The following is a 22,814-nucleotide window of genomic DNA, read 5'->3' on the forward strand; positions in this document are numbered from 1 at the left end:
GTTCAAGCATGCAAGGTTCACTGATGCTGGATGTCGCCGGCACCTGGCTGACGGCCGAGGATCGACAGATCCTTCGTCAACCGGAGGTCGGCGGTCTGATTCTATTTGCCCGCAATATCGAAGAGCCGCGCCAGGTGCGCGAGCTGGCTGCGGCCATTCGTGCCGTGCGCCCCGACCTTTTGTTGGCGGTGGACCAGGAGGGTGGACGGGTGCAGCGCCTGCGCCAGGGCTTTGTACGCCTGCCGGCGATGCGCGCGATTGCCGACAACGCCAATGCCGAAGTGCTGGCCGAGCATTGCGGCTGGATCATGGCCAGCGAGGTCCTGGCGGTCGGCCTGGACCTGAGTTTCGCCCCGGTGCTGGATCTCGATCACCAGCGTAGCGCGGTGGTTGGCAGCCGCGCCTTCGAGGCCGATGCGCTGCGTGCCAGCGACCTGGCCGCTGCCTTTATCCGCGGCATGAGCGCCGCGGGCATGGCGGCGACCGGCAAGCACTTTCCCGGCCATGGTTGGGCCGAGGCCGATTCCCATGTGGCCATTCCGCTGGATGAGCGCAGCCTCGAGCAGATTCGTGCAGTGGATCTGCTGCCCTTTGCCCGTTTGAGTCGGCAGCTGGCAGCGGTGATGCCGGCCCATGTGATCTACCCTCAGGTAGACAACCAGCCGGCGGGTTTCTCGCGGCGCTGGTTGCAGGATATTCTGCGCGGCGAGCTGGGCTTTACCGGGGTGATTTTCAGCGACGACCTGTCCATGGCCGGGGCGCATGTGGTCGGCGATGCGGCTTGCCGTATCGAGGCGGCGCTCAGCGCCGGTTGTGACATGGGCCTGGTGTGCAATGACCGGGCAGCGGCAGAGTTGGCGCTGGGAGCTTTGCAGCGCCTCAAGGTGTGCGTACCACAGGGGTTGGCGCGCATGCGGCGCCAGGCCTTTCCGGGTGTTGAATATCGGCAGAACCCGCGCTGGCTGGAAGCAGTGGGCGCGTTGCGTGCCGCGCAATTAATCGATTGAGGAAGATTGGATGACTGTTTACGCCATTATCGGTGGTACAGGCCTGACTCGCCTGGATGGCTTGACCATTACTGCGGCACTGCATCTGGATACGCCCTATGGGGCACCTTCTGCACCTGTGCTCAAGGGCGAGTATGCCGGGCGCGAGGTGCTGTTCCTCGCCCGTCACGGGCACCCGCACCGGATACCGCCGCACCAGGTGAACTACCGCGCCAATCTCTGGGCGCTGCGCGAGGCGGGGGCCAAGGCGATTATCGCGGTCAACTCGGTGGGTGGTATCCATCCCGCCATGGTCACCGGGCACTTCTGCCTGCCGCACCAGATCATCGACTACACCAGTGGGCGCGAGCACACCTTCTATGAAGGCGAGCTGGAGCATGTGACCCATGTGGACTTCAGCCACCCCTACGATGCCGGCCTGCGCCACAGGTTGGCAGAAGCCCTGACGGCCGAGCGCTGCGGGTTCAGCAGCCATGGCTTGTACGGTTGCACCCAGGGGCCGCGCCTGGAAACGGTGGCCGAGATCGCCCGCATGGAGCGCGATGGCTGCGATATCGTCGGCATGACCGGCATGCCGGAAGCGGCGCTGGCCCGTGAACTGGCTCTGCCGTACGCCTGTCTGGCCCTGGTGGTAAATCCTGCGGCGGGTAAGTCTGCGTCGCTGATTACCATGGCGGAAATCGAGCGCGCCCTGGATGAGGGGATGGGCAAGGTGAAGACCGTCCTGGCTCGCGTGTTGACCAGCTGAGTCGGTATTGATTAAATAAGCAAGGGCCGCGCGATGCGGCCCTTTTTGTGCTTTTAGAGTGGGCTGACGCGAATCAGTAGCCCCAGACTGCCATTATCGACAAAGGTCAGCTCGCCGCTTTTCAGGCGGCGGCTCTGCTTGATCCGCTCGCTGGCGTTGAGGATGCCGCTCTGATCGAACTGGTTGACCCAGATATCGCTGTCGAGCTCGATCAGGCTATCTCCGCTAAGGCTGATACGGCCCTGTACCGGGTAGTGGCCGAACTGCTCGTTGCCAGTGCTGATGGCGACGCTGCTGATCGAGTCGCCGAGGCTCTGTGACCAGGCCTGGTGCAATAGCACCTGATAACCGTTGGCTGGGTTGAGCTTGCTCGCCTCGCTGGTCAGTGCCAGAGCGCGACTGCTGTTGGCATCGACCGGCAGGGCGTTCTGAGCCCAGTTGTCCGGCGGCAGTTGGCCGCCCGAACCATTCTCGCCGGCCTGGCGGAAGACGATCACCTCCACCTGATAGAGGCGCTCGGCCAGTGCCGCGCTGCTGCCCAACAGGCTCAGCAGGATAAGAGGCAGCAGGGCCAGGGTGCGGAGTGCGCGCATGGGTCGATCCTTTAGGTAGAGGGAGTCAGGCGCTCGAACAGCGCTTCGAGGGTGTTGAAGCGTTCTTGTGCGCGTTCCATGGGTACCTGGAACTTGAACAGGGTGGCTCCTTCGAACTTGTAGCGGGTCGGTGCGCCCTGGATCAGCTTGATCAGGGTCAACGGGTCGACGCAGGTGTCGGCGGCGAACTCGAGGCGACCGCCTTGCGGGCCGGCGTCGACCTTCTTGATTCCGAGCTTCTCCGCCTGCAGCTTGAGCAGGGTGATGCGCACCAGGTTCTTGGTCGGCTCGGGCAGCAGGCCGAAGCGATCGATCATTTCCACCTGCAGCTCTTTCAGGCCTTCCTCGTCGGCGGCGTTGGCGATGCGCTTGTAGAGGATCAGGCGGGTGTGCACATCCGGCAGGTAGTCCTCGGGGATCAGCGCCGGCACGCGCAGGTTGATCTCCGGGCCGCCGCCGAGCGGCTGGTCGAGGTTGGGTTGCTCGCCCTTGCGGATGGATTTCACCGCACGTTCGAGCATTTCCATATAGAGGGTGAAACCCACCGCCTGGATCTGCCCGCTCTGGCCATCGCCAAGTAGCTCGCCGGCCCCGCGGATTTCCAGGTCGTGGGTGGCCAGTAGAAAGCCTGCGCCGAGGTCCTGGGCACCGGAGATGGCTTCCAGGCGCTTCTGCGCATCGTCGGTCATCTGCTTGCGTGGCGGAGTCAGCAGGTAGGCGTAGGCCTGGTGGTGACTACGGCCGACGCGGCCACGCAGCTGATGCAGCTGAGCCAGGCCGAACTTGTCGGCGCGTTCGATGATGATGGTGTTGGCGCTCGGTACGTCGATACCGGTCTCGATAATGGTCGAGGCGATCAGCACGTTGAAGCGCTTGTGATAGAAGTCACCCATCACCTGTTCCAGCTCGCGCTCGCGCATCTGCCCGTGGCCGATGCCGATACGCGCTTCCGGCACCAGTTCGGCCAGATCGGCGGCGCACTTCTCGATGGTTTTTACATCGTTGTGCAGGTAATACACCTGGCCGCCGCGCAGCAGCTCGCGCAACAGCGCTTCCTTGATCGTCGGGTTGTTCTGTTCCATGACGAAGGTGCGCACCGACAGACGGCGCGCCGGCGGCGTGGCGATGATCGACAGGTCGCGCATACCGGCCACGGCCATATTCAGGGTGCGCGGGATCGGCGTGGCGGTGAGGGTGAGGATGTCGACCTCACTGCGCAGGGCCTTGAGCTGCTCCTTCTGGCGCACGCCGAAACGGTGCTCTTCGTCGATGATCACCAGGCCCAGATTGCTGAACTTGACGTCACCCTGCAGTAGCTTGTGGGTGCCGATAACGATATCCACCTTGCCCTCACTCAGCTGCTGCATGGCCTCGGCGACTTCCTTGGCGCTCTTGAAGCGGCTCATTACCTCGACCTTTACCGGCCAGTCGGCGAAGCGGTCGCGGAAGCTGTTGTAGTGCTGCTGGGCGAGCAGGGTGGTCGGCACCAGTACCGCCACCTGCTTGCCGCCGTGTACGGCGATAAAGGCGGCGCGCATCGCCACTTCGGTTTTGCCGAAGCCGACATCGCCGCAGACCAGGCGGTCCATCGGCTTGGGCGCGAGCATATCGTCATGCACGGCCTCGATGGCCGTTTGCTGGTCCGGGGTTTCCTCGAAGGGGAAGCCGGCGCTGAAGGTGGCGTAATCGGCCTTCGGGTCGGCAAAGGCATAGCCTTCGCGGGCGGCGCGGCGGGCGTAGATGTCGAGCAGCTCGGCGGCGACATCGCGTACCTGTTCGGCGGCCTTGCGTTTGGCCTTCTGCCAGATTTCCGAGCCCAAGCGGTGCAGCGGGGCGAGGGCGTCGTCGCTGCCGGTATAGCGGGCGATCAGATGCAGGCTGGCCACCGGCACATAGAGCTTGGCTTCCTCGGCGTACATCAGGGCGAGGAATTCGGCGGCCTGGCCGTCGAACTCCATGGTCACCAGGCCCAGGTAGCGGCCCACGCCATGGTCGATATGTACCACCGGCGCGCCTTCGCGCAGCTCGGTAAGGTTCTTGATGACGTTGTCGCCGCCATCGCGGGACTTCTCGCGGCGACGGCGTTGCATCACGCGCTGGCCGAACAGCGGACTTTCCGCCACCAGAGCCAGGTCTTCGAGCAGCAGGCCGTCGTCCAGTGGCGCGATGCAGATGCCTAAACGTTGGGTGCTGGCGGTAAACGCCGGCCAGCTGTCGAATTCGTTGGGCTTGAGCTTGAGGCGGGCGAGCAGTTCCAGCAGTACCTCGCGCCGTCCCGCGGACTCGGCGCAGAACAGCACGCGGCCGGGGTAGTCCTCGATAAAGCGCCGTAGTGCGGCCAGGGGCTCAGTGGCCTTGGCCTGGATCGCCAGATCCGGCAGTGGCTGGGCATTGAAGCGGGTGCGGCCGACGCCTTGTTCGATATCGTCCTGGCTGACCACCACCCGGGGCCAGTCTTTCAGGCGGGCGAAGCAGTCTTCCACCGGCAGAAAGATATCGGCCGGCGGCAACAGCGGGCGCTCGGGGTCGACCCGGCGCTCTTCATAGCGGTTGCGGGCGTCATTCCAGAAGTGTTCCGCGGCCTTTTCCACCCCCGGCAGGGAGAACACCTGAGTGTCCTGGGGCAGGTAGTCGAACAGGGTGGCGGTTTCTTCGAAAAACAGCGGCAGGTAGTACTCGATACCGGCCGGGGTGATGCCGGTACTGAGGTCCTGATAGATCGGGCAGCGGCGGAAGTCGACGTCGAAGCGCTCGCGAAAGCGCCCGCGGAAATCGGTAACGGCTTTCTTTTCAAGCGGAAATTCCCGCGCCGGCAGCAGTTTGATCGACTCGACCTTGTCGATGGAGCGCTGGGTTTCCGGATCGAAGGTGCGCAGGGTCTCGATTTCGTCGTCGAACAGGTCGATGCGATACGGCTGGCTGCTGCCCATGGGGAACAGGTCGATCAGCGCGCCGCGCACGGCGAATTCGCCGTGTTCGTACACCGTATCCACGCAGCGATAGCCGGCAGCTTCCAGATTGACGCGCATCTGGTTTACTTCTAGGCGCTGGCCGACCTGCATGACCAGGCTGCTGCCGAGCAGAAAGCGCTTGGGAGCCAGGCGGTGTAGGGCGGTGGTGATCGGCACTACCAGAATGCCGTGCTTGAGCTCGGGCAGGCGGTAGAGGGCAGCGATACGCTGGGAAATAATGTCCTGGTGCGGCGAGAACAGGTCGTAGGGCAGGGTTTCCCAGTCGGGGAAATGCAGCACCGGCAGGCTTGGGGCGAAGAAACTCAGCTCTTCCTGCAGGCGTTCGGCGCTCTGGCTGTCGGCGGTCAGCAGCAGGGTGAAGCGTTTTGCGCTGCTGGCGGCTTCGGCAATCGCCAGGCTCAGCGCGGCCCCGGGCAGGTTACCCCAGTGTTGTTTTCCAGCGGTGGCAGGCAGGGACGGTAGACGCAATACGGATGCAGTCGGTACAGACACGGGCAGCTCGCGGACGTGGCGATATGGCCTTCGATTGTAACTATCCGCGTGCTCTGCTGTCAGTGTTTCACCGCTATACATTGCCGGCGATTGTTCGCGCCGGCATAATGTAGCCCCTTTTTTCAGCCCCTACATGTGGAAGGTACTGCCCGTGACTCAGAAGCCCGACCAGTGTCTCGGTGAGTGGATCGATCGAGAAGCCCTTGCGGAAGCGATGATTCCGATGATTGGCCAGCTCTACCGTAACAACAACGTGGTTACCTCGATCTACGGACGTGGTCTGATCAACCGTTCGGTGATCGATATTCTCAAAGCCCACCGCTTCGCCCGTCACCGCCTGGCTGACGACAGCGAGCTGTCGGTGCACGATACCTTCCCCATTCTCAAGACCATGAGCGAGCTCAAGCTGGGCGCAGCCTCCGTGGACCTGGGCAAGATGGCCGGCAAGTTCAAGGCCGAGGGCAATGGCCGCAGCATCGAGCAGTTCGTCAAGGACGAGCTGAGCGAAGTGGCCGGCAAGCAGAACGGTGCTGGCCGCGAAGGCACCGACGTGGTGCTCTACGGCTTTGGTCGTATCGGCCGCCTGCTGGCGCGCATCCTGATCGAGAAAACCGGTGGCGGCGACGGCCTGCGTTTGCGCGCGATCGTTGTACGCAAGGGCGCGACCAACGACCTGGTCAAGCGCGCCAGCCTGCTGCGTCGCGACTCGGTACACGGCAAGTTCAATGGCACCATCACCATTGACGAGGAGAGCAACACCCTCACCGCCAACGGCAACCTGATCCAGGTGATCTACGCCAAGTCGCCGACCGAAGTGGATTACACCCAGTACGGCATCAAGAGCGCGCTGCTGGTGGACAACACTGGCGTATGGCGTGATGCCGAGGGCCTGGGTCAGCACCTGGCCTGCCCGGGTGTCGACCGCGTTGTACTCACCGCACCTGGCAAGGGCGCGCTGAAGAACATCGTGCACGGCATCAACCACGGCGAAATCACCGCTGACGACAAGATCATCTCGGCCGCTTCCTGCACCACCAACGCCATCGTGCCGGTGCTCAAGGCGATCAATGACCAGTACGGCATCGTCAATGGCCACGTTGAAACCGTTCACTCGTACACCAACGACCAGAACCTGATCGATAACTTCCACAAGGGCGATCGCCGTGGTCGCAGCGCGCCGCTGAACATGGTGATCACCGAGACCGGTGCCGCCACTGCAGCCGCCAAGGCGCTGCCGGTGCTCAAAGGCAAGCTGACTGGCAATGCCATTCGTGTGCCGACGCCGAACGTATCGATGGCCATTCTTAACCTCAACCTTGAGAAGGCCACCACCCGTGAGGAAGTCAACGAGTACCTGCGCCAGATGGCCATGCACTCGGATCTGCAGAAGCAGATCGATTTCGTCAGCTCCCAGGAAGTGGTGTCCACCGACTTCGTCGGCTCGCGCCACGCCGGTGTGGTCGACGCCGAAGCCACCATCGCCAACGACAACCGTGTCGTGCTCTACGTCTGGTATGACAACGAGTTCGGTTACAGCTGTCAGGTGATTCGTGTGATGGAAGACATGGCCGGGGTCAACCCGCCCGCCTTCCCGCGTTAAGCGCAAGCGGCAATAAAAAACGGGAGCTTCGGCTCCCGTTTTGCGTTTTTGCAGAAAAACCCTTGGCGGAGCCGGTCGCTCAGGGGTTACTGGGCGAGCAGTTGGTTGCGTAGTGTGTCCGACAGGCCGTTGGGGGCCAGCCAGATGCCCAGGTAAGCCATGGCCAGCTCCGGATCCTGGCTGGTGAAGGCGGTCTGGCCGTTGCGTTCCAGGCTCAGGCCGCTTTCCGGGGTGAAGTTCAGGGCGTAGCGGTCGCCGGGCTGGATATCCTGGAATTTGTCATGCAGGGCATCGAGTTCGCCGCGCAGGTGCTCGAGGGTGGCGGGGCTGTGCTGCCGGTTGAGCGTCGTCCAGGCGGCCTTGATCACGTCCTCGCGACCGATCTTGCGGAAGTAGTAGAGCTCCAGGCGTTGCTTGAGTGGGCGGCTGAAGGCCTGGTTGGCGCTGGTCTGGGCCGGCGCATAGAAAGCCGCGGCATAGACATCGACCCACAGGTAGGTGAGTACGCTCTGGTTCTTGCGCTCCAGGCTGTCCTCGCTAAGGGTGCGCTGGGCGGCAAAGTTGGCTTCGCGCAGGCGCTCGGTGGTGTTGGCCAGCAGCTCGCCGCTGAGCAGTAGCAGGGCGGCAAGCACCAGTATTTGGCGCACGGTTTGGCTCCTGTAGTTGGGGTAATCCTGTTTCGCTCCAGTGGCTATTTCAGTCAAGCGCGCACCTGTTGCGAGTTGTGACCGAAAAGTCAAAAAAAGCAAGCGCTTGGGTGGTCAGTGGCGGGGACGGTCTTTATAATCAAACGGATTTTTTTCCCGCGTTCGACATCATAAACAGCGCCTATAATCCCAGCGGCACTGTTCTGCATACTAAGCATGCCGATGTCGCCCGTATTCTAAAAAAGCTTATAAATCAGTGGTTAGGCAAACCTATGATCAAAATAAAACATGGGCTCGATTTGCCCATAACAGGCGCGCCGGCGCAACGTATCGAGGCTGCAAGGCCGGTACGTAGTGTCGCCGTCATAGGCTTCGATTATCACGGTATGAAGCCTACGATGGAGGTTCAGGTCGGTGATCGGGTCAAACTTGGCCAGATTCTGTTCTCTGACAAGAAGTCTCCGGGTGTGCATTACACGGCTCCCGCAGCCGGTGTGATCAGCGCTATTCACCGCGGTGAGAAGCGTGTGCTGCAGTCCGTGGTGATCGATGTCGAGGGTGATGAGCAGGTTACCTTTGCGCATTTCCCGGCCGATCAGCTGGGTACTGTCGGCAATGCCGGCGTGCGTGAGACCCTGCAGCAGTCGGGCCTGTGGACCGCTTTTCGGGCGCGCCCGTTCAGCAAGGTGCCGGCCGTGGATGCGCAGCCCAGCTCGATCTTCGTCACCGCCATCGATACCCACCCGCTGGCAGCCGATCCGGCTGTAGTGATTGCCGAGTACGCTGCGGACTTCGAATCCGGTCTGCAGGTTCTTGGCAATCTGGGCAAGGTCTTCCTGTGCAAGGCCGACGGGGTCAAGTTGCCCGGCGAGCAGTTGGCTCACGTGCACACTGAAACCTTTGCCGGCCCGCACCCTGCCGGGCTGTCGGGTACCCATATCCACTTCCTTGATCCGGTCAACGCCAGCAAGAGCGTGTGGTCGATCAACTACCAGGACGTGATTGCCATCGGCAAGCTGTTCACTACCGGGCAGCTCTGGACCGAGCGCGTTGTCGCGCTGGCCGGCCCAGTAGTCGAGCAGCCGCGTCTGCTGCGTACCCGTCTGGGTGCCAGCCTCAGCGAACTGACTGCGGGCCAGCTGCAGCCTGGCTTCAACCGGGTTATCTCCGGTTCGGTGCTGGGTGGTCGTACTGCCCAGGGCGCTTTCGCCTTCCTCGGTCGCTACCACCTGCAGGTGTCTTGCCTGGTTGAGGGGCACGAGCGGGAGCTGATGCATTACCTGCGCGCCGGGGTGAACAAGCACTCGGTGCTGAACATCTTTGTTTCCAAGCTCAATGCTGCGAAGAAGTTCGCCTTCTCCACCACCACCAATGGCAGCCCGCGCGCCATGGTGCCGGTGGGGAACTACGAAGCCGTGATGCCGCTGGATATCCTGCCGACGCAATTGCTGCGCTACCTGATCGTCGGTGACACCGAGATGGCTCAGAAACTGGGCTGCCTGGAACTCGATGAAGAAGACCTGGCGCTGTGCACCTATGTCTGTGCCGGCAAGTATGAGTACGGCCCGATCCTGCGCGATAACCTCGCCCGTATTGAGAAGGAGGGTTAAGTCATGGGTATTCGTGCATTCCTCGATAAAGTCGAGCACAACTTCGAAAAAGGCGGCAAATACGAGAAGTGGTATGCCCTCTATGAGGCTGTCGACACCTTCTTCTATCGCCCTGGCAGCGTAACCAAGACCACCGCCCACGTGCGTGACGGCATCGACCTCAAGCGCATGATGATCACTGTGTGGTTGTGTACCTTCCCGATGATGTTTTTCGGTATGTGGAACACCGGTTATCAGGCCAACCTGATCTTCGCTAGCAACCCTGAGCTGCTGACTGCCCAGGAAGGCTGGCGCTTTGCGCTGATCGGCGCGCTGGCTGGGTTCGACCCCAACAGCCTGTGGGATAACTTTATCCAGGGCGCGGCTTACTTCCTGCCGGTTTATGCGACGGCGTTTATCGTCGGTGGCTTCTGGGAAGTGCTGTTTGCTTCGATCCGCAAGCACGAAGTCAACGAAGGCTTCTTCGTTACCTCCGTGCTGTTCGCCCTGATTCTGCCGCCGAGCATTCCGCTGTGGCAGGTCGCTCTGGGTATCAGCTTCGGCGTGGTGATCGGCAAGGAAGTGTTTGGTGGTACTGGCAAGAACTTCCTCAACCCGGCCCTGACCGGCCGTGCCTTCCTGTTCTTCGCCTACCCGGCGCAGATGTCCGGTGACGCGGTATGGACAGCAGTAGACGGCTTTGCCGGTGCAACCTCCCTGAGCCTTGCGGCTGCCGGCGGTATCGATAATGTGCTGAGCAATGGCATCACCTGGATGAGCGCCTTTGTCGGCACCATTCATGGCTCGCTCGGCGAGACCAGCACCCTGGCGATTCTGATTGGTGGTGGTGTGTTGCTGATCACCAAGATTGCTTCCTGGCGCATCGTCGCCGGCGTGATGCTGGGCATGATCGGTCTGAGCATGCTGTTCAACCTGCTCGGCTCGACCACTAACCCGATGTTCGCCATGCCCTGGTACTGGCACCTGGTGGTCGGTGGTTTTGCTTTCGGCATGTTGTTTATGGCCACCGACCCGGTGTCGGCATCCATGACCAATACCGGCAAGTGGATTTTCGGTGCCTTGATCGGCGTGATGGTGGTGTTGATCCGTGTGGTCAACCCGGCCTTCCCGGAAGGCATGATGCTGGCGATCCTGTTCGCCAACCTGTTCGCACCGCTGATCGACCATTTCGTCGTTCAAGCCAATATCAAGCGGAGGCTGGCACGTAATGTCTAGTCAAAAAGAATCCACCGCTCGCACCCTGACGGTGGCCCTGCTGGTCTGCCTGGTGTGCTCTGTGTTTGTCGCAGGTGCCGCTGTGGCGCTGAAGCCGACTCAGTTGGACAACCGTCTGCTGGACAAGCAGCGCAGCATTCTTGCGATCGCCGGTCTGGGCGATGCGAAGATGTCGGCGCGTGAGGTCAAAGAGCTGTTCAAAGGCACCATCAGCGCCAAGCTGGTGGACCTGGAAACCGGCAAGTTCTCCGATGCCCAGGATCCGGTCACCTTCGATCCGCTCAAGGCCTCCAAGGACCCGAAAATGTCCTCGGTGCTCAAGGGCAGCGATGACATCGCCGGGATCAAACGTCAGGAACGCTTCAGCACTGTTTATGTGGTGGAGAAGGATGGTCAGGTCGAAACCCTGATCCTGCCGGTTCGTGGCTACGGCCTGTGGTCGACCCTGCACGGCTTTATCGCGGTCAAGGGCGACCTCAATACCGTGGTTGGCATGGGCTTCTACCAGCACGGCGAAACGCCGGGTCTGGGCGGCGAAGTCGACAATCCGAAGTGGAAGGGCCAATGGCCAGGCAAGACCCTGTTCGATGAGGACGGCAAACTGGCCGTGCAGATCGTCAAGGGTGGTGTCGATGCACAGAGCCCCAAGGCCGTGCATCAGGTTGATGGCCTGGCAGGCGCTACCCTGACCAGCAATGGGGTGGACAACCTGCTGAAGTTCTGGCTCGGCCAGAATGGCTTCGGTCCGTTTATCGCGAACCTGCGCGCAGGGGAGGCTTGATCATGTCGCAGCCGACTATTAAAGAAGTCCTGCTTAATCCGATTTTCAACAACAACCCCATCGGGTTGCAGATTCTCGGTATCTGTTCCGCCCTGGCGGTAACCTCGAACCTGAAAACCGCACTGGTGATGTCCGCCGCGCTGACCTTAGTAACCGGGTTCTCCAACCTGTTTATCTCGATGATCCGCAGCCAGATCCCGGGCTCGATCCGCATGATCGTGCAGATGGTGATCATTGCCTCCCTGGTAATCGTGGTCGATCAGGTGCTCAAGGCCTATGCCTTCAGCCTGTCCAAGCAGTTGTCGGTGTTCGTCGGGTTGATCATCACCAACTGCATCGTGATGGGGCGCGCCGAAGCCTTTGCCATGCAGAACCCGCCGGTGCTGTCGTTCTTCGACGGTATCGGTAACGGTCTGGGCTACAGCGCCATGTTGATTGCCCTGGGCATCATTCGTGAGCTGTTCGGTGCCGGCAAACTGATGGGTTACGAGATCATTCCGGTGATCAACGACGGTGGCTGGTATCAGCCTAACGGCATGCTGTTGCTGCCGCCTTCGGCGTTCTTCCTGATCGGTCTGTTTATCTGGGGTATCCGCGTCTGGAAGAAAGACCAGGTCGAGAAGCCGAGCTTCAAGATGGCACCTCAAGTCTCCAATAAGGAGGCCTACTAATGGAGCACTACATCAGCCTGTTCGTCCGTGCGGTGTTCGTTGAGAACATGGCCCTGGCGTTCTTCCTCGGCATGTGTACCTTTATTGCCATCTCCAAGAAGGTCGAAACCGCCATTGGTCTCGGTATCGCCGTAGTGGTGGTACTGGGTATCACCATGCCGGTGAACAACCTGATCTACACCAACCTGCTCAAGGACGGTGCGCTGGCCTGGGCCGGTTACCCGCAGGTCGACCTCAGCTTCCTCGGCCTGCTGACCTTTATCGGTGTAATCGCGGCGATCGTACAGATCCTCGAGATGACCCTGGATAAGTACGTGCCCTCGCTGTACAACGCGCTCGGCGTGTTCCTGCCGTTGATCACCGTGAACTGCGCCATCATGGGTGGCTCGCTGTTTATGGTCGAGCGTGACTACAACCTGGCGGAAAGTACCGTTTACGGTGTCGGTGCCGGTGTTTCCTGGGCCCTGGCGATTGCCGCTCTGGCGGGGATTCGCGAGAAGCTCAAGTACAGCGATGTACCTGAGGGCCTGCAGGGCCTGGGTATCACCTTTATCACCATCGGTCTGATGTCTCTGGGCTTCATGTCCTTCTCCGGCGTGCAGTTGTAAGGAAGGGATGAATAGATGATCAATTTCGAGATTTTTATCGCGATCGGCATGTTCACCGGCATTGTGCTGGCGTTGGTGCTGATCATTATCGCGGCGCGCGCCAAGCTGGTTTCCAGCGGTGACGTGAGCATCGAGATCAACGGCGAGAAGACCATTGTGGTACCGGCCGGCGGCAAGTTGCTGCAGACCCTGGCGGCCAACAATATCTTCCTGTCTTCGGCTTGTGGCGGCGGCGGTACCTGCGCCCAGTGCAAGTGTGTGGTCGAGCATGGCGGCGGCGAAATGCTGCCGACCGAAGAGGCTGCCTTCACCCGTCGCGAAGCCAAGGCTGGCTGGCGTCTGTCCTGTCAGACTCCGGTCAAGCAGGACATGAAGATCGAAGTGCCGGAAGAAGTATTCGGCGTGAAGAAGTGGGAATGCACCGTTGAGTCCAACCCCAACGTGGCCACCTTCATCAAGGAGTTGACGCTGAAGCTGCCGGAAGGCGAAAGCGTCGACTTCCGCGCCGGTGGTTATGTGCAGCTGGAATGCCCGCCGCACGAAGTGCACTACAAGGACTTCGATATTCAGGAAGAGTACCGCGGCGACTGGGACAAATTTAACCAGTGGAAGTACGTGTCCAAGGTCGAAGAGACCGTGATCCGTGCCTACTCCATGGCCAACTACCCGGAAGAAGTGGGCCTGGTGAAGTTCAATATCCGTATTGCTTCGCCGCCACCGGGCAAGGACGATCTGCCACCGGGCAAGATGAGTTCCTATGTGTTCAGCCTCAAGCCGGGCGACAAGATCGATGTGTACGGCCCGTTTGGTGAGTTCTTCGCCAAGGACACCGACGCCGAGATGGTGTTTATCGGTGGTGGTGCCGGTATGGCACCGATGCGTTCGCACATCTTCGACCAGCTCAAGCGTTTGAAGTCCAAGCGCAAGATCAGCTTCTGGTACGGCGCGCGCTCCATGCGTGAAGCCTTCTACGTTGAAGAATACGATCAGCTGCAGGCCGAGAACCCCAACTTCAAGTGGCATCTGGCGCTGTCCGATCCGCTGCCGGAAGACAACTGGACCGGTCTCAAGGGCTTTATTCACAACGTGCTGTACGAGAACTACCTCAAGGACCATCCGGCTCCGGAAGAGTGCGAGTTCTACATGTGCGGCCCGCCCATGATGAACGCCGCGGTGATCAAGATGCTGGTCGACCTGGGTGTGGAGGAGGACAACATCCTGCTCGACGACTTCGGCGGTTAAGCATGAGTTATGCGGTACTACGGCCCGTTATCGCTGCCAGCTTGCTGGCAGCCCTAACGGGCTGCTGGTTTTCAGAGCGGGTGGAAGAGTTTGGCGGCCCGACCATGGGCAGCACCTACTCGATCAAGTACGTGCGCGGCAAGGATTCGCCCAGCCTGGATCTGCTCAAGCGCGAGACCGAAAGCATCCTGGCCGACGTTGACCAGCAGATGTCGACCTATCGCGATGATTCCGCCATCGAGCAGTTCAATCAGGCACCCGCAGGCAGCTGTCAGGCCATGCCGGATGGGGTGCTGGAGCTGGTCGCAGCCGGGCAAGTGCTCAATCAGCAGAGCCAGGGGGCTTTCGATCTGACCCTGGAACCGCTGCTCAACCTCTGGGGTTTTGGCCCCAAGGCGCGTGCCGAGAAGGTTCCCACTGCGCAGTTGCTGGCCGCCGCGCGTGAGCGCATGGGCATGCAGCATCTGCGGATCAAGGCGGGGCAGCTGTGCAAGGATATCGATGTGCAAGTCGACTTCAACAGCATTGCTGCCGGTTATGCGGTGGACCGCATCGTCCAGCGTCTAAGTGACCTGGGCATCGGCAGTTATCTGGTGGAGGTCACTGGCGAGCTCAAGGCGGCGGGAAGAAAGCCCGATGGCGAGCACTGGCGTATCGGCCTGGAGGCTCCTCAGGACGGCCAGCGCGTCGCACAGAGGGTGCTGGAGCTGGATGGCTATGGAATTTCCACCTCTGGCGATTACCGCAACTATTTCGAGGAGAACGGCCAGCGTTATTCCCATACCCTCGATCCGGCAACCGGGGCACCCATTACCCACAAGCTGGCGGCGGTGACCGTGGCCGATAAATCGACCTTGCGCGCCGATGGTTTGTCTACCGTACTGATGGTGATGGGCACCGAGCGCGGTCTGGCATTTGCCGAGCAGCAGGGCATTGCGGCGTTTTTCGTGACCCGTGAGGGCGAGGCATTCGTCACACAGAGTACTCAGGCTTTTGAGCAGCTATTCGCTGCAGGAGAAGAGCAATGACGTTTTTAGTGGTGTTTCTGACCATGCTGCTGGTAGTGGGCATGATGGCGGTGGGCGTAATGATGGGCCGCAAGCCCATCGCCGGCTCGTGCGGCGGTATCGCCAACCTGGGTATCGAGAAGGAATGCTCGATTTGCGGCGGCAGTCGCGAGAAATGTGAAGAGATCAACAGCGGCGCAGGCGAGACCAGTCCCAGTGCGCTGGCCTATGACGCGACCAAGCGCTAATCGCCATTCGCCGGCCTGCATGTCAGGCTGGTGAATCACGTATCGATTGTCAGGCTGCCCGGTGCAGTGCTGGCCCTGCCGAGAGCACGGTACAAGTGCTCAGGTGTGATCTGAAGGAGTAAACATGGCGGTCTACAACTACGATGTGGTGGTGCTGGGCTCGGGTCCGGCGGGCGAGGGCGCGGCAATGAACGCGGCCAAAGCCGGGCGCAAGGTGGCCGTGGTCGATAGCCGTCGTGAAGTCGGCGGCAACTGCACCCACTTGGGCACCATCCCGTCTAAGGCGCTGCGCCACTCGGTGCGGCAGATCATGCAGTTCAATACCAACCCGATGTTCCGCCAGATCGGCGAGCCGCGCTGGTTCTCCTTCCCGGATGTGCTGAAAAGCGCCGAGCGGGTGATCGCCAAGCAGGTGACCTCACGTACCGGTTATTACGCACGCAACCGTATCGATGTGTTCTTTGGTACCGGCAGCTTTGCCGACGAGCAGACCGTCGAAGTGGTGTGCCCCAATGGCGTGGTGGAAACACTGGTGGCCAAGCAGATCGTCATCGCCACCGGCTCGCGACCTTACCGCCCGGCGGACGTGGACTTTCACCACCCGCGCATCTATGACAGCGACACCATCCTCAGTCTCGGCCACACCCCGCGCCGCATCATCATCTACGGTGCCGGGGTGATCGGTTCCGAGTACGCCTCGATCTTCAGCGGCCTGGGCGTGCTGGTTGATCTGATCGACAACCGTGACCAGTTGCTGAGCTTCCTCGATGCGGAAATCTCCGATGCATTGAGCTACCACCTGCGCAATAACAACGTGCTGATTCGCCACAACGAAGACTACGAAAGCGTTGAAGGCGTGGATAACGGGGTGGTTCTGCACCTCAAATCCGGCAAGAAGATCAAGGCCGACGCCTTTCTCTGGTGCAATGGCCGTACCGGCAACACCGATCAGCTGGGGCTGGAGAATATCGGCATCAAGGTCAACGGCCGTGGGCAGATCGAAGTCGACCAGAGTTACCGCACAGAGGTGTCGAACATCTACGCTGCGGGCGACGTGATCGGCTGGCCGAGCCTGGCCAGTGCGGCGGCCGACCAAGGCCGCTCGGCTGCCGGCAGCATCGTCGACAATGGCAGCTGGCGCTTTGTCGATGACGTGCCGACGGGCATCTACACCATTCCGGAGATCAGCTCGATCGGCAAGAACGAGCGCGAACTGACCCAGGCCAAGATTCCCTACGAAGTGGGCAAGGCGTTCTTCAAGGGCATGGCGCGGGCGCAGATTTCCCATGAACCGGTGGGCATGCTGAAGATCCTCTTCCATCGCGACACCCTGGAAATCCTCGGCGTGCACTGCTTCGGCTACCAGGCCTCGGAGATCGTGCATATCGGTCAGGCGATCATGAACCAGAAGGGCGAGGCCAACAGCATCAAGTACTTCGTCAACACCACGTTCAACTACCCGACCATGGCGGAAGCCTACCGGGTGGCGGCGTTCGACGGTCTCAACCGGCTTTTTTGAGCGGCTCCGGCCGGTGGCCTGAGCCGGCCGGGGAGAACCCGCTCAGCGACTCCTGCGACTGGCGCTGGCCCAATCGGGAGAGTTTCTGATCAGGCTTAACGAAAAACCGGCCCTGGTGGCCGGTTTTTTTATGCGTGCTGGGCTGGGTTTCACCCGCCCTACAGTCGCATCGCCTCAGGTTGCATCTGGCTTCCGAGCTCAGCCGCCGAGCGTCTGCACCGCCAGGCCCGGGAAGTCAGTGATGATGCTGTCCGCACCGAAATCCGCCAGTCGGCGCATCAGTGCTGGTTCGTTGACTGTCCACACCGAGACATGCAGGCCGTTCTTCTGGGCCTTGAGCAGGCGTTCCGGGGTGCACAGGGTCCAGTTCAGGGCCAGCAGGTGGCAGTCGTAGTGCTTGGCTACTTTCAGTGGATCGAGCCAGGCATATTCGGCCACCAGACCGCGTTTGAGCTGCGGGGCCAGGTGCAGCAGGGCCGCGAGCACCTCCCGGGAGCTGGAGGTGACGGTGAGCTGGTCGCTTAGCTGATAGCGCTCGGCCAGCTCGGCAATGGCCTTGACGGTCTGGGCGGCGCGAGTCTTCGAGGCGCTTTTGACTTCCAGCTGCCAATGTTCGAACGGGCACTGCTGAAACAGCTCTTCCAGGCGCGGGATAGGGCAGGGGTGCACCCAGCCAGGGCCACCCTTGCGCGCGTCATAACCGACCAGTTCGGCGGCGTCGTGCTCGATCACCTTGCCGCGGTGGCCTGTGGTGCGTTTGAGGCTGGGGTCGTGAATGACCATCAGTTCGCCGTCGCGCGACAGGTGCAGGTCCAGTTCGCAACGGCTTACGCCGGCTTCCAGGCATTTCTGGAAGCTGACAAGGGTGTTTTCCGGTGCTTCGCCCTTGGCCCCACGGTGTCCATAAATGACCGTCACTGCTGCTCCTTGTTGGCTGGGGTTGCGCCGGGTTGGTGATGGCGCACGCTGTTGATCACATGCTGGTGTTCGAAATAGACGCTGAATTCGCGGTAATCCCAGCGCGTAATCGGCGGGTTGCCGACGCTGGGGTGCTCTTGATCGGCCAGGCCGAAACGTTCGAGTACCGCGCGTTGCGATTCACCGAGCTGAGGCAGTCCGAGCTGGCCTGTGCCTTGCTGGCCGATGGGAATTTGCAGGACCTCCGCGGCTGCGCCCAGGGGCAGCAGGCAGAGCAATAACAGCAGGCGTGGCAACATCAGAGTGCTCATCAGGGTTGGTCCGGTAGTTCGCGGGCCTGGCGTCGTTCCAGTGCCTGGCGTTGCAGGATGTGCCGGGCTAGCAGTTGGCGTTGGGCATCGGTCAGGGCTTCGAACTCGGTGCCGATCTCGAACTGCTGCGACGGCAGCGGACTGCAGTGCACCACCTTGGCTCTGAGCAGGAGGCCCAGGGCCTGTGGCATCAAGACCATCTTGATCGCCAGGTGGGTGTCGAGGGCGATGCTCTGCGCATTGTTGAAGCTCACGCCGCCTTCGGACAGGCTGACCTGGCGCGGCGCGCCGATATCGCGCAGCAGGCTCTGGGCCACGGCCTGGCCGAGCAGGTCGATGCGTTTGTTGATGACCTTGAGGTAGTTGGCCAGGGTGCGGTCGCGTTCGCTGATATGCCGCAGCAGGTGCTGCGACTCGAAATCCATCAGGTGCAGGTCGCTGAGCAGGTTGAACAGCGGCGAGCTGTCGTGCAGCGCGTCGCTGGCCAGGGCATCTGCGCCGGACAGCGGGGTGAATTCCAGTGCGATCGTATCGTCGATACGATAGTATTCGCGGCGGTCATCTTCATCTTGAGTCGACATGGCGAACCCATGGCAGCAGTAGTGGTCTGAGTGTAAAGCTGCTCGCCAAGCCCCGCCACAAGGACGTTTCTTTTTCCCTCGAATCAGCCCCCGACATGTTCAGACCTCTGTTCGTATTTATTGGTACGCGCTACACGCGCGCCAAACGCCGCAATCACTTCGTTTCCTTTATATCCCTGACTTCGATGATCGGGCTGGCACTGGGTGTGCTGGTGATGATTCTGGTGCTGTCGGTGATGAATGGTTTCGACCATGAAATGCGCACCCGGGTGCTCGGCATGGTGCCGCACGCCACCGTTGAGAGTGCCACGCCGATCGACGACTGGCGCAGCCTGGCCGAGCAGGCGCAGGCCAATCCCCAGGTGCTGGCGGCGGCCCCCTTCAGCCAGATGCAGGGTCTGCTGACCTATGAGGGCAAGGTGCAGAAGGTGCTGATCAACGCGATTGACCCGCTGGAAGAGGTCAAGGTGTCGATTATCGATGACTTCTTCCAGCAGGGCCGGCTGGCGGATCTGCGCCCCGGCGAATTCGGCATGGTGATCGGCGACAAGGCCGCGGCCAAGCTGGGTGTGGGCCTGGGCGACAAGATCACCTTCGTCGCCCCGGAAGTAACCGTTACCCCTGCCGGGATGTTCCCGCGGCTCAAGCGCTTTACCGTAGTCGGCCTGTTTCATGTCGGTGCCGGCGAGATTGACGGCCACCTGGCCCTGACCCATGTGCAGGACCTGGCCCGCCTGCAGCGCTGGCAGGCCGATCAGGTGCAGGGCATCCGCCTGAAGTTCGCCGATCTGTTCGAGGCCCCGCGTACGGCCTGGGCCCTGGCGCAGACTCTCGGCGAGGGCGATTACCATGCCCGCGACTGGACCCGCACCCATGGCAACCTGTATCAGGCGATCCGCATGGAAAAGGCCATGATCGGTCTGTTGCTGCTGCTGATCGTCGCGGTGGCGGCCTTCAATATCATCTCCACCCTGGTGATGGTGGTGACCGACAAGAAGGGCGATATCGCCATCCTGCGCACCTTGGGCGCGACGCCGGGACAGATCATGGCGATCTTTATGGTCCAGGGTACGGTGATCGGGGTGTTTGGCACGGCCATCGGCGCTGTCCTGGGCATCCTCGCCGCGCTCAATGTGAGTGCCGCCATTGCCGCCCTGGAGTCGCTGCTGGGCATGCAGTTTCTCAATGCCGATGTCTACTTTATCGACTATATCCCCTCGCAACTGATGCTCCAGGATGTGCTGCTGGTGTGTGCCGCGGCTCTGCTCCTGAGTTTTCTTGCCACCCTTTATCCAGCCTGGCGCGCGGCCCGTACCCAGCCCGCGGAGGCGCTGCGTTATGAGTGATCAGCTTATGCAAGACAAGGCAGTTCTTAGTTGTCGCAATCTCAGTAAGAGTTATGACGAGGGCCCACAGTCGGTGGTGGTGCTGGCGGATCTGCAGCTCGAACTGCATCCCGGCGAGCGCCTGGCCATCGTCGGCACTTCCGGCTCAGGCAAGAGCACCCTACTCAATATGCTCGGCGGTCTGGATACGCCGAGTACTGGCAGTGTCTGGCTGGCGGGCGAAGAGCTGTCGGCGCTGAATGAGAAACAGCGGGGCCTGCTGCGCAACCGGGCCCTGGGTTTCGTCTATCAGTTCCATCATCTGTTGCCGGAATTCACCGCCCTGGAAAACGTCTGCATGCCGCTGCTGATCGGCCGCACGCCGATCCCCGAGGCCCGTCAGCGTGCCACTGCGCTACTGGAGCGGGTCGGCCTGGGCCATCGTCTGGCGCACAAGCCGTCAGAGTTGTCCGGCGGCGAGCGGCAGCGCGTGGCGATTGCCCGGGCGCTGGTGAACAAACCGGGGCTGGTGTTGCTCGATGAGCCCACCGGCAACCTCGACCACCACACCGCCCAGGGTATTCAGGAGCTGATGCGCGAGCTGAGCAGCTCTTCGCAGACGGCGTTTCTGGTAGTGACCCACGATATGGGGCTGGCCCGGCAGATGGACCGCATCCTGCGTCTGGAAGACGGCAAGCTGGTGGCTGTCTGATGTTTCGTCCGCTGAGTATCTTTATCGGTATGCGCTATACCGGGGCCAAGCGGCGCAATCACTTTATTTCCTTTATCTCGCTGACTTCGATGATCGGTCTGGCCCTGGGTGTGCTGGCCATGATCGTGGTGCTGTCGGTGATGAACGGTTTCCAGAAGGAAATGAGCACGCGGATTCTCGGCATGGTGCCGCACGCCAGTATCGCCGGGCTGCAGCCGCTGGATGACTGGCAAACTGTGGCCGCCGCCGCGCGCAAGAATCCCCAGGTTGTCGCCGCGGTGCCCTTTGCCGAACTGGAGGGCATGCTGTCCTTCCGCGGGGCGATGCAGCCGATCCAGTTGCAGGGCGTCGATCCGGCGCTGGAACCGCAGGTGTCGATTATCGACAAACATATGCAGCAGGGTCGCCTGAGCGATCTGCGCGAGGGCGAGTTCGGGGTGGTGATCGGTGAGATCACCGCACGGCGTTTCCAGTTGCAGGTGGGCGACAAGCTGGCGTTGATCGTGCCGGAGCTGAGCAGCGTGCCGGGTGGTATCAGCCCGCGTATGCAGCGCCTGAATGTGGTCGGGGTGTTCAAGGTCGGTGCTGAGCTGGACAGCTCCCTGGCCCTGATCCATGTCGCCGATGCGGCGCATATCCAGCGTATGCAGCCGGGTCAGGTGCAGAGCGTGCGCCTGAAGCTGCAGGACCTGTATCAGGCCCCGCAGGTGGCGGCGAGCATTGCCGCAGGTTTGGGCGAGGGCTACAAGGCCAGCGACTGGACCCTGACCCAGGGCAGCCTGTTCAGTGCGATGAAGATGGAAAAGACCATGATCGGTCTGTTGTTGCTGCTGATCGTGGCGGTGGCGGCCTTCAATATCATCGCCACGCTGATCATGGTGGTGGCCGACAAGGGTGGTGATATCGCCATTCTGCGGACTCTGGGAGCCACGCCTGGGCAGATCATGGGGATCTTTATGGTCCAGGGTACGGTGATTGGCGTCACAGGTACGCTGATCGGTGCGCTGCTGGGTATTCTCGCCGCCTTGAATGTCAGCCAGTTGGTGGGTTGGATCGAGCGGCTGAGCGGTCAGCAGATCATGAGCTCGGATGTCTATTTCATCAGCAACCTGCCGTCGCAGTTGCTGTTCTCCGATGTGTTGCTGATCTGCAGCGCGGCATTTGCCCTGAGCTTCCTGGCGACGCTCTACCCCTCCTGGCGGGCGGCGCAGATACAACCGGCCGATGCGCTGCGTTACGAGTAGGCTAAGCTGCCTGAAACGAAAAAGCCGTTACTGAGTAACGGCTTTTTGCTGTCTGGAGTCTGTCGGGTTTCCCCGCAGCAGGACAGTGTTAAGTCTGACAGGCTCCTACGGTTGCAGGCGGCGTTTTTCCTGGCGCTTGCGCCAGCTGCGCCTGACCCACCAGTGCCAGTAGGCGTTGGTGGCGAAGTAGCCGATCACGGCCAGCACAATGCCCAGTACCAGGGAGCCGAGATAAAGCGGTTGCCAGTGGGTCTGCAGCATATGACCGATCCAGCCCAGGCTCATGTGTTCAGGCATCTGCATAGCCGGCGTGTTGATCAGCCAGGCACCGAGCTTATAGTTGCAATAGAACACCGCGGGCATGGTTACCGGGTTGGTCAGCCAGACCAGGCCCACCGAGATCGGCATGTTGGCCCGGGCGGGGATGGCCACTAGGGCGGCCACCAGCATCTGCATGGGCATGGGGATCATGGCCCAGAACAGGCCAATGGCCATAGCGCGGGAAACGGAGTGACGGTTGAGGTGCCAGAGATTGGGGTCGTGAATCAAGGCCCCGAGAAAACGCAAGGATTTGCTAGCCTTGATGCGTTCTGGGTTGGGCATGTAGCGCTTGAATAAACGACGCGGCATGAAGGCTCTCGGACGAGGAAAAAGCGCCGATATTATGCACAGTTTAATGACGGCCTGCTTTCACACTTTGTGACAGCAAATATGTAAAAGCTGAGCACGGGGTCAAACCCCTGCGTCGGCTGATGGAGCGAGT

Annotated in this window: 22 protein-coding genes; 15 read left to right on the forward strand and 7 right to left on the reverse strand. The window is 61.3% G+C overall.

Going from position 1 to position 22,814, the window contains the following annotated elements; all coding sequences use genetic code 11:
• Positions 1–8 precede the first annotated feature (8 nt).
• Together nagZ and VMP31_RS22715 are read left to right on the forward strand one after the other, a co-directional pair.
• On the forward strand, positions 9–1,007 hold the full coding sequence (gene nagZ, locus VMP31_RS22710) for a beta-N-acetylhexosaminidase (protein ID WP_325510009.1): 999 nt from the start codon (positions 9–11) through the stop codon (positions 1,005–1,007).
• 10 nt (positions 1,008–1,017) lie between these two features.
• The gene (locus VMP31_RS22715) at positions 1,018–1,755 is read left to right on the forward strand and encodes an S-methyl-5'-thioinosine phosphorylase (RefSeq protein ID WP_325510011.1); all 738 of its coding nucleotides are present in this window, start codon (positions 1,018–1,020) and stop codon (positions 1,753–1,755) included.
• 53 nt (positions 1,756–1,808) lie between these two features.
• Here the strand turns inward: VMP31_RS22715 and VMP31_RS22720 are convergent, their stop codons facing one another.
• Complete coding sequence (locus VMP31_RS22720; protein ID WP_325510012.1) at positions 1,809–2,348, reverse strand: CsiV family protein; 540 nt, start codon at positions 2,346–2,348, stop codon at positions 1,809–1,811.
• Between the two features lie 11 nt (positions 2,349–2,359).
• Entirely contained in the window at positions 2,360–5,812 is a 3,453-nt protein-coding gene (mfd, locus tag VMP31_RS22725) for a transcription-repair coupling factor (protein WP_325510014.1), read from the reverse strand.
• A gap of 133 nt (positions 5,813–5,945) precedes the next feature.
• Between mfd and VMP31_RS22730 the strand changes: the two genes are divergently transcribed.
• A complete protein-coding gene (locus VMP31_RS22730) occupies positions 5,946–7,412 on the forward strand; it encodes a glyceraldehyde-3-phosphate dehydrogenase (RefSeq protein WP_325510016.1) in 1,467 nt (488 codons plus the stop codon).
• A gap of 86 nt (positions 7,413–7,498) precedes the next feature.
• On the opposite strand, the gene VMP31_RS22735 is transcribed toward VMP31_RS22730, so the two are convergent.
• Entirely contained in the window at positions 7,499–8,059 is a 561-nt protein-coding gene (locus VMP31_RS22735) for a chalcone isomerase family protein (protein WP_325510018.1), read from the reverse strand.
• Positions 8,060–8,331: 272 nt separating this feature from the next.
• Here VMP31_RS22735 and VMP31_RS22740 point away from each other — a divergent pair, with 272 nt between their 5' ends.
• The 9 genes from VMP31_RS22740 (at position 8,332) to sthA (ending at position 16,960) form a co-directional block, all read left to right on the forward strand.
• Entirely contained in the window at positions 8,332–9,669 is a 1,338-nt protein-coding gene (locus VMP31_RS22740) for a Na(+)-translocating NADH-quinone reductase subunit A (protein ID WP_325510020.1), read from the forward strand.
• Positions 9,670–9,672: 3 nt separating this feature from the next.
• Complete coding sequence (locus tag VMP31_RS22745) at positions 9,673–10,884, forward strand: NADH:ubiquinone reductase (Na(+)-transporting) subunit B (RefSeq protein WP_325510022.1); 1,212 nt, start codon at positions 9,673–9,675, stop codon at positions 10,882–10,884.
• Positions 10,877–11,665 (forward strand): Na(+)-translocating NADH-quinone reductase subunit C, encoded by a 789-nt coding sequence (locus VMP31_RS22750; protein WP_325510024.1) that lies wholly within the window; start codon positions 10,877–10,879, stop codon positions 11,663–11,665. Before VMP31_RS22745 ends, VMP31_RS22750 begins: the two co-directional genes overlap by 8 nt.
• Positions 11,662–12,336 carry an NADH:ubiquinone reductase (Na(+)-transporting) subunit D gene (locus VMP31_RS22755; RefSeq protein ID WP_325510026.1) on the forward strand — a complete coding sequence of 225 codons (675 nt, stop codon included), beginning with the start codon at positions 11,662–11,664 and terminating at the stop codon, positions 12,334–12,336. Before VMP31_RS22750 ends, VMP31_RS22755 begins: the two co-directional genes overlap by 4 nt.
• A complete protein-coding gene (nqrE, locus tag VMP31_RS22760; RefSeq protein ID WP_090387314.1) occupies positions 12,336–12,944 on the forward strand; it encodes an NADH:ubiquinone reductase (Na(+)-transporting) subunit E in 609 nt (202 codons plus the stop codon). Before VMP31_RS22755 ends, nqrE begins: the two co-directional genes overlap by 1 nt.
• 15 nt (positions 12,945–12,959) lie before the next feature.
• Positions 12,960–14,186: an NADH:ubiquinone reductase (Na(+)-transporting) subunit F gene (nqrF, locus tag VMP31_RS22765; RefSeq protein ID WP_325510029.1), complete on the forward strand. Its 1,227-nt coding sequence runs from the start codon at positions 12,960–12,962 to the stop codon at positions 14,184–14,186.
• A 2-nt stretch (positions 14,187–14,188) separates the two neighbouring features.
• Positions 14,189–15,214 carry an FAD:protein FMN transferase gene (locus VMP31_RS22770; protein WP_325510031.1) on the forward strand — a complete coding sequence of 342 codons (1,026 nt, stop codon included), beginning with the start codon at positions 14,189–14,191 and terminating at the stop codon, positions 15,212–15,214.
• Entirely contained in the window at positions 15,211–15,441 is a 231-nt protein-coding gene (gene nqrM, locus VMP31_RS22775; protein ID WP_325510033.1) for a (Na+)-NQR maturation NqrM, read from the forward strand. Before VMP31_RS22770 ends, nqrM begins: the two co-directional genes overlap by 4 nt.
• Before the next feature lie 124 nt (positions 15,442–15,565).
• A complete protein-coding gene (sthA, locus tag VMP31_RS22780; protein ID WP_325510035.1) occupies positions 15,566–16,960 on the forward strand; it encodes a Si-specific NAD(P)(+) transhydrogenase in 1,395 nt (464 codons plus the stop codon).
• A gap of 198 nt (positions 16,961–17,158) precedes the next feature.
• Here sthA and VMP31_RS22785 read toward each other — a convergent pair whose 3' ends face one another.
• Genes VMP31_RS22785 through VMP31_RS22795 form a run of 3 tightly spaced genes read right to left on the reverse strand, consistent with a single transcriptional unit; the run spans position 17,159 to position 18,770 of the window.
• The gene (locus tag VMP31_RS22785; protein WP_325510037.1) at positions 17,159–17,878 is read right to left on the reverse strand and encodes a glycerophosphodiester phosphodiesterase; all 720 of its coding nucleotides are present in this window, start codon (positions 17,876–17,878) and stop codon (positions 17,159–17,161) included.
• Positions 17,875–18,177, reverse strand: a complete 303-nt coding sequence (locus VMP31_RS22790; protein ID WP_325510115.1) for a phosphodiesterase — start codon at positions 18,175–18,177, stop codon at positions 17,875–17,877. Before VMP31_RS22790 ends, VMP31_RS22785 begins: the two co-directional genes overlap by 4 nt.
• Positions 18,178–18,188: 11 nt before the next feature.
• Positions 18,189–18,770: a PilZ domain-containing protein gene (locus VMP31_RS22795; protein WP_325510039.1), complete on the reverse strand. Its 582-nt coding sequence runs from the start codon at positions 18,768–18,770 to the stop codon at positions 18,189–18,191.
• Between the two features lie 95 nt (positions 18,771–18,865).
• On the opposite strand from VMP31_RS22795, the gene VMP31_RS22800 reads away from it, so the two are divergent.
• The 3 genes from VMP31_RS22800 to VMP31_RS22810 are packed head-to-tail and all read left to right on the forward strand — an operon-like array spanning position 18,866 to position 22,051.
• Positions 18,866–20,116 carry a lipoprotein-releasing ABC transporter permease subunit gene (locus tag VMP31_RS22800; RefSeq protein ID WP_325510041.1) on the forward strand — a complete coding sequence of 417 codons (1,251 nt, stop codon included), beginning with the start codon at positions 18,866–18,868 and terminating at the stop codon, positions 20,114–20,116.
• A gap of 7 nt (positions 20,117–20,123) precedes the next feature.
• Positions 20,124–20,807, forward strand: coding sequence for a lipoprotein-releasing ABC transporter ATP-binding protein LolD (gene lolD, locus VMP31_RS22805; protein WP_325510117.1), 684 nt, complete (start codon positions 20,124–20,126; stop codon positions 20,805–20,807).
• On the forward strand, positions 20,807–22,051 hold the full coding sequence (locus VMP31_RS22810; protein WP_325510043.1) for a lipoprotein-releasing ABC transporter permease subunit: 1,245 nt from the start codon (positions 20,807–20,809) through the stop codon (positions 22,049–22,051). The genes lolD and VMP31_RS22810 overlap by 1 nt, the downstream gene beginning before the upstream one ends.
• A gap of 105 nt (positions 22,052–22,156) precedes the next feature.
• Here the strand turns inward: VMP31_RS22810 and VMP31_RS22815 are convergent, their stop codons facing one another.
• The gene (locus VMP31_RS22815) at positions 22,157–22,681 is read right to left on the reverse strand and encodes a DUF2062 domain-containing protein (protein WP_325510045.1); all 525 of its coding nucleotides are present in this window, start codon (positions 22,679–22,681) and stop codon (positions 22,157–22,159) included.
• Positions 22,682–22,814 lie beyond the last annotated feature (133 nt).

The organism is Pseudomonas sp., from assembly GCF_035512415.1.
GTDB lineage: Bacteria > Pseudomonadota > Gammaproteobacteria > Pseudomonadales > Pseudomonadaceae > Aquipseudomonas.